Source organism: Pseudomonas sp. LF020, from assembly GCF_053456425.1.
Genome location: NZ_JBRFIX010000001.1, coordinates 337,929 through 349,756, shown reverse-complemented (window position 1 = coordinate 349,756; position 11,828 = coordinate 337,929). Strand labels below are relative to the sequence as shown.

General features: G+C 62.0%; 11 protein-coding genes. 3 read left to right on the top strand and 8 right to left on the bottom strand.

The annotated features are described in order from the left end of the window. Window positions 1-5 precede the first annotated feature (5 nt). The 5 genes from ACU680_RS01590 to ACU680_RS01570 all read right to left on the bottom strand — a co-directional run bounded on the left by ACU680_RS01590 (window position 6) and on the right by ACU680_RS01570 (window position 6,367). A complete protein-coding gene (locus ACU680_RS01590; protein WP_448178469.1) occupies window positions 6-854 on the bottom strand; it encodes an ABC transporter permease in 849 nt (282 codons plus the stop codon). After that, entirely contained in the window at window positions 851-1,759 is a 909-nt protein-coding gene (locus ACU680_RS01585; RefSeq protein ID WP_007965862.1) for an ABC transporter permease, read from the bottom strand. The genes ACU680_RS01590 and ACU680_RS01585 overlap by 4 nt, the downstream gene beginning before the upstream one ends. A 201-nt stretch (window positions 1,760-1,960) precedes the next feature. Then, window positions 1,961-3,064, bottom strand: a complete 1,104-nt coding sequence (locus ACU680_RS01580) for an ABC transporter substrate-binding protein (RefSeq protein ID WP_007965860.1) — start codon at window positions 3,062-3,064, stop codon at window positions 1,961-1,963. A 217-nt stretch (window positions 3,065-3,281) separates the two neighbouring features. Next, window positions 3,282-4,733: an aldehyde dehydrogenase family protein gene (locus tag ACU680_RS01575; protein WP_448178468.1), complete on the bottom strand. Its 1,452-nt coding sequence runs from the start codon at window positions 4,731-4,733 to the stop codon at window positions 3,282-3,284. Beyond that, window positions 4,730-6,367 carry a 5-guanidino-2-oxopentanoate decarboxylase gene (locus ACU680_RS01570; RefSeq protein WP_448178467.1) on the bottom strand — a complete coding sequence of 546 codons (1,638 nt, stop codon included), beginning with the start codon at window positions 6,365-6,367 and terminating at the stop codon, window positions 4,730-4,732. The genes ACU680_RS01575 and ACU680_RS01570 overlap by 4 nt, the downstream gene beginning before the upstream one ends. A 229-nt stretch (window positions 6,368-6,596) precedes the next feature. Between ACU680_RS01570 and ACU680_RS01565 the strand changes: the two genes are divergently transcribed. After that, the gene (locus ACU680_RS01565) at window positions 6,597-7,478 is read left to right on the top strand and encodes a LysR substrate-binding domain-containing protein (protein WP_448178466.1); all 882 of its coding nucleotides are present in this window, start codon (window positions 6,597-6,599) and stop codon (window positions 7,476-7,478) included. Window positions 7,479-7,673: 195 nt separating this feature from the next. Here ACU680_RS01565 and ACU680_RS01560 read toward each other — a convergent pair whose 3' ends face one another. Both ACU680_RS01560 and ACU680_RS01555 read right to left on the bottom strand, forming a co-directional pair. Next, entirely contained in the window at window positions 7,674-8,288 is a 615-nt protein-coding gene (locus tag ACU680_RS01560) for an NAD(P)-dependent oxidoreductase (RefSeq protein WP_448178465.1), read from the bottom strand. 219 nt (window positions 8,289-8,507) lie between these two features. Beyond that, window positions 8,508-9,386 carry an MBL fold metallo-hydrolase gene (locus tag ACU680_RS01555; RefSeq protein ID WP_448178464.1) on the bottom strand — a complete coding sequence of 293 codons (879 nt, stop codon included), beginning with the start codon at window positions 9,384-9,386 and terminating at the stop codon, window positions 8,508-8,510. A 114-nt stretch (window positions 9,387-9,500) separates the two neighbouring features. Between ACU680_RS01555 and ACU680_RS01550 the strand changes: the two genes are divergently transcribed. Both ACU680_RS01550 and ACU680_RS01545 read left to right on the top strand, forming a co-directional pair. Continuing rightward, the gene (locus ACU680_RS01550) at window positions 9,501-10,406 is read left to right on the top strand and encodes a LysR family transcriptional regulator (protein WP_448178463.1); all 906 of its coding nucleotides are present in this window, start codon (window positions 9,501-9,503) and stop codon (window positions 10,404-10,406) included. Window positions 10,407-10,564: 158 nt separating this feature from the next. After that, window positions 10,565-10,741 carry a hypothetical protein gene (locus tag ACU680_RS01545; protein ID WP_007964044.1) on the top strand — a complete coding sequence of 59 codons (177 nt, stop codon included), beginning with the start codon at window positions 10,565-10,567 and terminating at the stop codon, window positions 10,739-10,741. 131 nt (window positions 10,742-10,872) lie between these two features. Here ACU680_RS01545 and ACU680_RS01540 read toward each other — a convergent pair whose 3' ends face one another. Beyond that, the gene (locus ACU680_RS01540) at window positions 10,873-11,757 is read right to left on the bottom strand and encodes a helix-turn-helix domain-containing protein (RefSeq protein WP_448178462.1); all 885 of its coding nucleotides are present in this window, start codon (window positions 11,755-11,757) and stop codon (window positions 10,873-10,875) included. Window positions 11,758-11,828: the final 71 nt, after the last annotated feature.

Below are 11,828 nucleotides of genomic sequence, written 5' to 3'. Positions count from 1 at the left end.
TCAAATCAAAAGGAAACGCCGCCCTCGCCCACCAGCTTCTCCAGCGCCCAGATCAGGACGAAGTCGATCAGCACGATCAGCACGGCAAACGAGAACACGGTAGGGTCGAGCGATGACACGGTGCGGCTGTACATCCAGATCGGCACGGTCATGACGTCGATGGTGTAGAGGAAATAGGTCACGGTGAATTCGTTGAACGAGACGATGAACGCCAGCAGCATCCCCGCCAGAATCCCCGACTTCATCAACGGCACCACCACGTCGACAATCGCCCGCAGCGGTGAAGCGCCGAGCATCCGCGCGGCCTCTTCGACTTCGCTGCCGATGGAGAGCATCGCGGCGGTGCAGTTTTTCACCACGAACGGCAGCGCCAGAATCACGTGAGCAATCACCAGCCGCGAGGTGGTCAGGTGGAACGGCAGGCTGTCGAACACCAGCAGCAACGCCAGGCCCAACACCACCATCGGAAACACCAGCGGCAGCGACATCAGTTGCAGCGCCACCGCTTTGCCACGGAACTCGCAACGGGTCAGCGCATAGGCGGCGGGCACCGCGATCAGCGTGGCGAAAACCATGGTCAGGCACGACACCAGCAGGCTGGTGGCCATGGCCTGGCCGAGGCTCAGCACGTCGCTGGCATCGGGCGAGACGAAGGTGTGCCAGGCGGCCTTGTACCACTGCAGGCTGTAGCTGCTCGGCGGGAAATCGAGATTCGACGCACCGCTGAACGACATGACGATCATGGTCAGGATCGGCAACACCGCCAACAGCAGAATGAACCCGGAAAGGATCCCGGCGAACTTGCCGGTGTCGCCGGGCAGCAGCACCATGCGCTTGTTGGTCAGGGTACTCATTGCGAAGCCTCCAGCAGACGCCGACGACGGCCGGTGATGTATTCGGACAGGGTCATGATCGCCAGCGTGGTGACGATCAGCACCACCCCGGCCGCCGATGCCGCGGGCCAGTTCATCAGCGGCGCGATCTGGTCATGCACCATCACCGCGAGCATCGGTACCCGGCGGCCACCGAGCAGCAACGGCACGACAAAACTGCTGGCGTTGTAGGCGAACACCAGCGTCGCCCCGGTGATGATCCCCGGCAGACTCATCGGCAGCACCACCTGACGGAACACCTGAAAACGGCTGGCGCCCAAGGTTGCGGCGGCCTCTTCGTAGGTACGCGCAACACCGCGCATGGCGCTGGCAATCGGCAACACCGCCAGCGGAAACGCGGTCTGCACCAGGCCCATCAGCACGCCGTTCTGGTTGTACAGCAGCATGATCGGGCGCTTGATCAGGCCCAGGCCCATCAGCGTCTGGTTGAGCATCCCGCCCGGGCCGAGAATCACCAGCCAGCCGTAGCTTTGCAGCAGCAGGTTGACCAGCAGCGGCAACAGCACCGCCGCGAGGAAAATCCGCCGCACGAATGGCGAGGTCAGCCGTGACATGGTGTACGCCACCGGGATCGCCAGCAGCACGGCGATCACTGCACTGATCAGCGCCAGACGCAGGGTCAGCAGCAAGGATTTCAGATAGTAGGGTTCGAGCAATTGCGCATAACTGGCGAGGCTGAACCCGCTCCATTCCGCGCCTTTAGTGCCGACGCTCATGCGCAGCACCAGCAGGCTGGCGGCGATCAGCACACCGAGAAACAGCATCGACGGCGTGAGGAAAAACCACGCCCGGGCAGTCGGCGAAACACCGCGCGCCGGGCGCACGTCAGCGGCGCCGACCGGTTGGGTCAGGGATTGATGTTCCATAGCAATGATCTCGTCAATGGAAAAGCAACAGGATTGAAATCCGGGATCAACCCTGTGGCGAGGGAGCTTGCTCCCGCTGGGTCGCGAAGCGGCCCCATCAATGGCTAGATGCATTCGCCAGGTCGCCATTCAGATTGCGGCTGCTTCGCAGCCGAGCGGGAGCAAGCTCCCTCGCCACAAAAGATTTTCAGTCCTCGGAAATCAGGAAGAAAAAATTTCCGTATAACGACGAATCCATTGGTCATGCACGGTGGCCAGGAAGGCGTTGTCGTGCATGATCGCCTTCTCGGCAATCTGCTCCGGGGTGAGGATGTACGGGCTCTTGCGCGCTTCGGCGGAGATGATCGCCTTGGCGTTGACCGGGCCGTTGAAGATGTCTTCGGCCATCTTGCCCTGCACCAGCGGGTCGAGAGAGTGGTCGATGAAGGCGTAGGCCAGATCGGTGTCGCCCGGACGGTTCTTCGGCATCACCGAGAGCATCAGGTCGGTGTAGAAACCTTCCTTCATGCCGAACGTGGCACCGAGGCCGTAGTTCGGATCGCGGATCTGCTTGGGGAAGAATGCCGGGGCGTACAGCCCACCCATGTCCAACGACCCGGTGCGGAACAGCTCGGCGATCTGGTTCGGGTTTTCGCCGAGGGTGACCACGCGATCCTTGAGCTCGGCGAGTTTCTTGAAGCCCGGTTCGATGTTGTGTTCGTCACCGCCGGCCAGTTTCGCGGCGATGATGATCAGGTCCATGGCCTCGGTCCAGTTCGGCGGCGGCAGGAAAATGTTCGGCGCCAGATCGGCGTCCCACAACGCAGCGTAACTGGTGGGTGCTTCTTTCTGGGTGCGGGTGCTGTAGACCAGACTGTTGCACCACAGCAGGTAACCGATGCCGTGCCCGTTGGCGCCGGTGCGGTATTTTTCCGGTACGTCGATGAGGTTGGGAATGCGGTTGAGGTCGGGTTTTTCCAGCAGCCCGGCGGCGGCCAGACCTTCGGCGCCGACCCCGGCCAGGGTGATGATGTCGTACTGCGGACGATCACCGCCGGCCTTGAGTTTGGCGACCATCTCCGAGGTGCTGCCGGTGCGGTCGGCGATGACCTTGGCGCCGGTCTTGGCCTCGAACGTGGCGGCGATGTTGCGCAGTGCGGCGAGGCCGGTGTCATCCGACCAGGTCAGCAAACGCAAGGTCTTGCCGGCGAATCGCGTGTCGCTGGCGCTGGCCCGGATGAAGGGCATGCTCAGGGCCGCCGCCGCTACCGAGGCGACACCCACGGTTTTAATGAATTGACGCCTGTTCAGATCGTGCTCGCCCATGACGGACTCCCTTTGTTCTTTTAAGTATGAGGTTGGTCGCAACCGTTGCATCCGCGCGGCCGGATCCGCTGCAGGCCTTGTGTTCAAAGGCCTGCAGCGCTGCCGACGGGTTCATCCTGAGGTCGTGCAATACACCTGACTATCGATAAAAACTCATCGAAGCCATGACACCCACGCATGCCTCGTTGCGAGGCATGCGCTCACCTTTTTCGGGCGTTCAGAGCGCCCGGATCACGTGTTTGATTTCCTGAAACGCGACCAGGCCCCACGGCCCCAATTCGCGGCCGATGCTGCTCTGCTTGTAGCCGCCCCACGCCGTCTGCGGGAAGATCACTTGCGGCGCGTTGAGCCACACCAGCCCCGCCTGCAGGGCGTTGGCGACCCGGTCGGCAGTCTCGGCGTTACGCGTCACCACACTGGCGACCAGCCCGAACTGGCTGTCGTTGGCCAAGGCAATCGCCTCGGCTTCGCTGCTGAAACTGCGCACACAGAGCACCGGGCCGAAAATCTCTTCGCACCACAGCGCACTGTCGAGGGGCACGTCGGTGAACACCGTCGGCTGCAAAAAATAGCCACGCGGCAGATGCGCCGGACGATTGCCGCCGCACACCAGCTTGGCGCCAGCGCTCAGGCCACGGTCGATATGACCGAGCACGCGCTGGTATTGCGCCTGATTGACCAGTGCGCCCATCTCCACGTCCGGGTCGAACGGGTCAGCCACGCGAATCGCTTGCGCGCGCTTTTGCAGACGCTCCAGAAACTCATCGGCCAGTTCATCGGCCACCAGCACCCGACTGGTGGCTGAGCACATCTGCCCGGCATTGAAAAAACCGCCGCCGCAAGCCAGTTCCACGGCCAGTTCCAGGTCGGCATCTTCGAGCACCAGCAGCGAAGATTTGCCACCCAGTTCCAGGCTCACGCCCTTCACCGTTTCAGCGGCGCGCTGCATCACCTGCACGCCGACGGCGTTGCTGCCGGTGAAGGAGATCTTGGCGATACGCGGATCCGCCGACAGCGGCGCACCGACCGCCAGCCCGGTGCCGCAGACCAGATTGAACACGCCATTGGGCAGACCGGACTCAGCGATGATCGCCGCCAGTTCCAGCTCCGGCAGCGGCGTGACTTCCGACGGCTTGAGCACCACGCAGCAACCGGCGGCCAAGGCCGGCGCGAGTTTCCACGCGGTGGTGACCATCGGGAAATTCCACGGCACGATCAGCCCGACCACACCGCACGGTTCACGGCGCAGACGTGCGCTGAAGTCATCACTGGGCAGCGCTACGTTGCTGTGCAGTTGTGCATCGAGGCCTTCAGCGAGTTCGGCGTAATACTCGAACGTGGCGATTACATCATCGACGTCGATGGCCGCTTCGAACTGCGGTTTGCCGTTGTTGCTCGACTGCAATTTCATCAAGTGGTCACGACCGTTGCGCACGCCATTGGCGATGTTGCGCAGAATCGCGCCACGCTCGGCGCCAGTGGTTTTCGACCAGCGCTTGAACGCTTCAGTGGCCGCGCTGACGGCCAGATCTACCGCGTTTTCATCGCCGCCATTGACCGTGGTCAGCAGCGCTTCGGTCGCCGGGTTGATCACCCGCAGGTGTTCACGCCCGGCCGACCATTGGCCGTTGATGTACAGGCCATCGAGTGTGGTTGGGAAACTGCTCATTGGGCCACCGCCTGCATCCATTGGCTCTGGTCGATTTCGATCACGGTCGGGCCTTGGCGATCAGTCGCCGCACGCAGCGCGCCACGCAATTGCTCAACCGAGCCGATCGCTTCGGCGGCGCAACCCAGCGCCTTGGCCACACCGATGAAATCCGGGGTGTAGATATCGACGCCCACCGGTTCGATGGCGCGGTTGACCATGTACTTCTTGATCTCTTCGTAACCCTGGTTATTCCACAGCAACACGATCACCGGGGTGCGCGCTTCAACCGCGCTGGCCAATTCCGGCAAGGTGAATTGCAAGCCACCGTCACCGATCAGGCACACCACTGGTGGACGAGCACCGCCCTCGACGCTGCCGCCGAGCCACGCGCCGATCGCCGCCGGCAAGGCGTAACCGAGGGTGCCGTAACCGGTGGACGAATTGAACCAGCGCCGTGGCCGTTCCGGGTTGAAGGTGAGGTTGCCGGTGTACACCGGTTGTGTGGAGTCGCCGACGAACACGGCGTCCGGCAACTCGTGCAGGACGGTTTCCAGAAAACGGGTCTGGGCCAGGGTTGGCACGTCCCAGGTCGCGGCCAGATCATCACGCAGACGCGCTGCCCGCACTTGGCCCCAATCGTTGCGCCGCTCGGCCAATGACTGCTGCGACAGTGCGTCGAGCAGCGCTTGTGCGGCGTTGCGCGAGTCGGCGACCAACGCCACGTGCGGCGGATAGTTGCGCACGGTCTGATCGGCGTCGATGTCGATGCGCAGCAGCTTGCCGGGGATTTCAAAGCCGCCGGCGAAGGTCACGTCGTAATCGGTTTCGGCCAGTTCGGTGCCAATCGCCAACACCACGTCGGCATCGGTCACCAGTGCGCGAGTGGCGACCAGGCTTTGTGTCGAGCCGATCAACAATGGATGGCTGGAGGGCAACATGCCCTTGGCATTGATGGTCAGCGCCACCGGGGCGTCGAGCAGCTCGGCCAGTTCGGTGAGTTCGGCAGCGGCATCGATGGCACCGCCACCGGCGAGAATCAGCGGACGCTGAGCGCCGGCCAGCAACTCGCTCATGCGTCGTACGGCTGCAGGTGCAGCCCCGGCGCGGTCGATATGCACCGGGACGCTGGCGAGCAACTCGTCGGCCTCTTCCACCAACACATCCAGCGGAATTTCGATGTGCACCGGACGCGGGCGCCCGGCCTGGAACAGTGCGAAGGCACGGGCCAGCACGGCCGGCAATTCTGCAGCGGACATCAGGGTGTGGGAGAACGCCGCGACGCCGCCGACCAGTACGCTCTGGTTCGGCAGCTCATGCAGCTTACCGCGACCGCCGCCCAACTGGCTGCGGGTCTGCACGCTGGAGATCACCAGCATCGGGATCGAGTCGGCGTAGGCCTGCCCCATCGCGGTGGTGATGTTGGTCATGCCCGGACCGGTAATGATGAAACACACACCCGGTTTGCCGCTGGTGCGCGCGTAGCCGTCGGCCATGAAACCGGCGCCCTGTTCATGCCGTGGGGTGACATGGTTGATGCTCGAACGGGCCAGCCCGCGATACAGTTCCACGGTGTGCACCCCGGGGATGCCGAACACCTGCTCGACCCCATAATCCTCGAGTAACTTGACCAGTACTTCGCCACACGTCGCCATGTCGATTGCCCTTCTTGTTCGTTTGAGACACAAGGCCTTTGTGTAGGAGTGAGCCTGCTCGCGATGGCGTCTTCGCATTCAACATTACGGTGACTGACACATCGCTATCGCGAGCAGGCTCACTCCTACAAAGGGCCCTTCAATGGGCTCATTGAACGGGCGGCAGGTAGCGGCAACAATCGATTAAAAGTCATACTAGCCATGTCCTCACGTCATACCTTGGATCCACATGAAACGACTGCCTCCCCTGCCCGCCCTGCACACGTTTCTGATCACCGCGCAGTGCTGCAACTTCACCCGGGCCGCTGAGCAGTTGCACATCACCCAGGGCGCGGTGAGCCGGCAGATCGCCGGGCTGGAGGATCATCTGGGGTATGAGTTGTTCATCCGTCTGGCCCGAGGCCTGGAGCTGACTGCCGAAGGACGTGAATGGCTGCCACGGGTGGAGAAGATCTTCGGTTTGATCAGCGAGGCCACCGAGCAGATCGGTCGCAAGCGCCAGACCCTGCAGCTCAAGGCGCCAAGCTGCGTGATGCGCTGGCTGGTGCCGCGCCTGCTGCAATGGCAAAAGGAACGCCCGGAGGTACCGGTCAAACTGACCACCACCCTGGCCCACGGCGTGGATTTTCAGCGCGAGCAGTTCGATGCGGCGGTGATCTACGGCACGCCGCCGGACAACTCCTCGACTGCCCTGCATCTGTTCGATGAGCAACTGACCCCGGTGTGTTCGCCAGCATTATTGAAAGGCCCGCCGGCGCTGAGCGAACCGGCCGATCTGCAACAGCATCTGCTGCTGCATCCGACCCGCGATACGCAGGACTGGACGGTATGGCTGACGGCGGCCGAGTTGCAGTTGAACAACGTCAACACGGGCCAGCATTTCGAGACACTGGATCAGGCGATGTCGATGGCGTCGCATGGGACGGGGGTGGCGATTGGCGACTGGTCGCTGATCGGCGATGACCTGCGCGCCGGACGACTGGTAATGCCGTTTGAGCTGAAGGTGAAAACGGGGCTGGGCTACTACGTGGTGATGCCGCAGGGTGGGGAAGCATCGCCGCAGTTGGAGGAGCTGATGATCTGGCTGGTGGAACAGGCGCATTTGCGCTGAGGCTTTTCCCCTCACCCTAACCCTCTCCCGGAGGGAGAGGGGACTGATTGGGGATTGCTGAAGAAATCTACCGACCAGAAAGGACTGCACCGGATCCATAATCGACTCGATCACTCAGGTCGACGTATACCGCAAGCCCCCGCGGTCAGCTCCCTCTCCCTCCGGGAGAGGGCTGGGGTGAGGGGCGAGATTCACTCAATATCCGACCGTAAACCGCTGACGCGAATGCTTCGGCGTTTCCACTTCGTCAATCAGTGCAATCGCGTAATCGGCGAAGGTGATCCAGCTACGGCCTGCGGCACTCACCAGCAAGTGATCCTTGCCAACGCGGAAGGTGCCGATGCGCTCACCTTCGACGAACTCGGCCGACGGCGAGAGGAAAGTCCAGTCCAGATCCTTCTCCTGACGCAAGGCATCAAGAAACGCTGCGCCAGCGCTGGCCTCGGTTTTGTACTCGGCCGGGAAACCGGCGCTGTCAATCACTCGGGTGTCGTCCGGCAGCAGCAGCGAACCGGCACCGCCGACCACCAGCAGACGCTTCACGCCCGCCTGCTTCACCGGGCCAACCAGAGCGCTGGCCGGTACGCTGGCGAAATGCGCGGCGCTGATCACCACGTCGTGACCGGTGACGGCGGCTTGCAGCGCTGCCGAATCCAGCACATCGACATTCTTGCTGACCACACCGGCACGCGCGCCGATCTTCGAGGTATCGCGGGCGATGGCGGTGACGCTATGGCCGCGACGCAGGGCTTCTTCCAGCAGTTGGCTACCGGCACGACCGGTGGCACCAATGATTGCGATCTTGCTCATGACATTCTCCAGTTGGCTTGAGAGTTTCAACGACGGCATAAATCTAATCTTGAAGCGGTATTCCCTGTGGCGAGGGAGCTTGCTCCCGCTGGAGGGCGAAGCACTCCCCGCCTGTTTCAGATACAACGCATTGGCAGCTTTACGCCTGCTGCGCAGGCGGGCGGGAGCAAGCTCCCTCGCCACAAACGTCCTCTCGATCTCTGTTTCAGATCAATCGGCTTACCACTTCATCTCGCCCTTGGCGACTTTGGCGCTCAGCTCCAGCGAGCTTTCTTCGCCGAGTTTCGGGTAGCGTTTCTGCATGGCCTTGATCAGTGCGGCGGAATCCTTGGCCTTGGCGGTTTCTTCGTCGAAAGCCTTAATGTAGTCGGCGGTGAATTTCACGCTCGCCAGCGAGCGGCTGCTCTCGCCCAGGTAGTGACCCGGCACCACGGTTTTCGGTTTCAGGGTTTCGATCGAATGCAGGGTGTCCAGCCAGTCGGCGTGGGATTGCGCAGTCTGGGTATCGGCCATCCACACATGAATGTTCTCGGCGACCACAACACCACCGACCACCGCCTTGAGCGACGGAATCCACACGAAGCTGCGATCCGGTTGTTTGCCTTCAAGGCCCACCACCTGCAACTTCTGCCCTTCGAGCATCAGGCTGTCGCCCTTGAGCACGCCCGGCACGATGGTTTTGGCCGGTACGTCGGCGCCCATTTTCGGGCCCCAGAAGGCGAGTTTGCCGGCGACGGTTTTGTTGATGTGATCGACGGTCGGCTGCGAGGCCAGCACTTCGGCGTCGGGGAAAGCCTGGGTCAGGGTGTCGAGGCCGAAGTAGTAATCCGGGTCACCGTGGCTGATGTAAATGGTGGTCAGGTGCTTGCCGCTGGCGCGGATCTTCTCCACCACCTGCTCGGCCTGGGCCTTGCCGAATTGTGCATCGACCAGAATCGCGTCTTTCTCGCCGCTGACCAGCACCGAAGTCACCGGGAAAATCGCGTGGGTGCCTGGGTTGTAGACATCCAGGCTCAGATTGGCGGCAGCGGCGTGGGCCGCGAAACCGAGGGTGGCGGTGGCCAGCAAAACGCGCTTGAGGGTAGTGAAGCCGATCATCTGTTGCTCCGTGATCCGAATGCCGTGTTTGGCGATGGGACAGAGCTTAGTTGCCTGACTCGGTACAAAAAATGCGATGCTTGGACATAGTTTGTTTCTGAAAGCGGGCAAATCATGGATCGTCTTCAAGCAATGCGCGTGTTTGTCACGGTGGTGGATCTGGGCAGCCAGTCGGCGGCGGCCGATCATCTGGACCTGTCACGGCCAGTGGTGTCGCGTTATCTGGCGGAGCTGGAAGACTGGGTCGGCGCGCGCCTGATGCACCGCACCACGCGCAAGTTGAGCCTGACTGCCGCTGGCAGCGAAATCCTGCCACGCTGTCGGCAGATGCTCGAACTCTCGACCGACATGCAGGCGGCGGTCAGCGAACCCGACGAGGCACCGCGCGGGCTGCTGCGCATCAGCGTCAGTACCTCGTTCGGTCAGGCGCAACTGGCCGATGCCATGGCGGCGTACGTCAAGCGCTACCCCGGGGTCAGCATCGACCTGCAGATGCTCGACCGCACGGTGAACCTGGTGGATGAACGCATCGATCTGGCGATCCGCACCAGCAATGACCTCGACCCGAACCTGATCGCCCGACGCCTGACCGTGTGCCGCTCGGTGGTTTGCGCCGCACCGGCTTATCTGCGCGATAACCCGTCACCGCAGCGCGTCGAGGACCTGAGCCGGCACAACTGCCTGACGCACTCGTATTTCGGCAAGAGTCTGTGGCATTTCGAAGAGGACGGCGAGCCAGTTTCAGTGCCGGTGCAGGGCAACATCAGCGCCAACGAGGCCAGCACCCTGCTGCGCGCCACCCTGGCCGGAGCCGGCGTGGCGATGCTGCCGACCTATCAGGCCGGGGTGCATGTGCATGCCGGTGAACTGGTGCGTTTGCTACCGCATGCCGAGCCACGGCAGATGAACATCTACGCGGTGTACGCCTCACGCAAGCACATGCCGGCGGCGCTGCGCAGCATGCTGGATTTTCTGGTGCAGCGGTTTCCAGAGAATCCCGCTTGGGACGTGGGGTTGTAGAAAAGCAAAAGATCGTCCGAACGCGGCCCGAACCTGAGGCAGCTCCTACACATAACCCTGTAGGAGCTGCCGCAGGTTCGGGCCGCGTTCGGACGATCTTTTGATCTTGTTCTATGCTGAAAGTAATACCGCAGGGTATGCGTTCAGAGGTCAACGCCATGAACATCAGAACAAGAAGGTACTTCGCGATTTTCATCACCTGCGCCGCCACGCTGGCGCTGTACGGCACCGCGGCCTGGCGGGTCGAGCAACTGCGACAGCTGCCGCGCGAGTATGCGAGCTGCAATTTCGAGCGTTGTATTCCGCACAATGCGACGCTGAACGCATTGCGCTGATCGGGGTTGCTATCAATCCTGTGGGAGCTGGCTTGCCAGCGATGGCGGTGGACCAGACGCCTTCAGTGCTGACTGACAGGACGCAATCGCTGGCAAGCCAGCTCCCACAGGGATCAGTGGTGGCAACAGATTCACTGCTCGGCCTTCAACCGGTCACGAAACGCCTTTGGCGAAATTCCCACCCTGCGCCGGAACAGGCGCGTGAAGTTGGTCGGATCGGAAAACCCCAATAACTCCGACATCTCGTAAATGGTCATGCTGGTGTAGGTCAGCAACCGTTTGGCTTCCAGCAACTGGCGTTCGTGCATGATCTGCAGCGCTGGCTGCCCTGCCAGTTCGCGGCAGGTGCCGTTGAGGTGTGATACCGAAATCCCCAAACGATGGGCGAGGTCTTCGACCTTCACATGCTGGCGGTACGTCTCCTCCACCAATTGAATGAACCCGTTGAGGTATTCGCGCTGGCGTTGCGGCCGCTGGCTGGCGTTATGGCGCACGAGCGCCTGACGGCTGACCCAGACCATGATCACGCTGACCAGCGAATGCATGAGCATTTCCCGCGCGGGTTGATGGCCGTTGTACTCGGCCTGCAACGCGGAAAACAGACTGTTCAGGTACTCCGCGTCCTTGCCCGCCGGGTAGTGCTCGGCCTGGGCCAGTGCGTGCACCGAACTGCCCAGTTGCGCCTGCAGGTGATTGATCAGCGGATTGGCGAGGGTGACGACGAATCCTTCGACGTCCTCGGAAAAGCGAAAGCCATGCACCGACAACGGTGGCAGGACTTGAATCGCGGGTTCATCGAGCTGCATGCGTTGACCTTCGATTTCAAGCTCTGCCTGACCTTTGAAGACGAAGAGCAACTGGCACAAATCGGCGTGGCGGTGGGGTTTGATTTCCCATTGATGTTCGCGGCTGCGTTTGGAAATGGTTTCACAGTGCAGCAAGTCAGGGGTCGGCCAGTCCAGGCTTTCACCGTAGAGCTTGAACACCGGAATCGAAGGCAGGTCAGGCTTGTTCATCACTTCAATCCAGGCCTCGAGGTTGCGGGCGATAATCGCACCGATTGGCAGAATGTACAGGTATCGGCTCA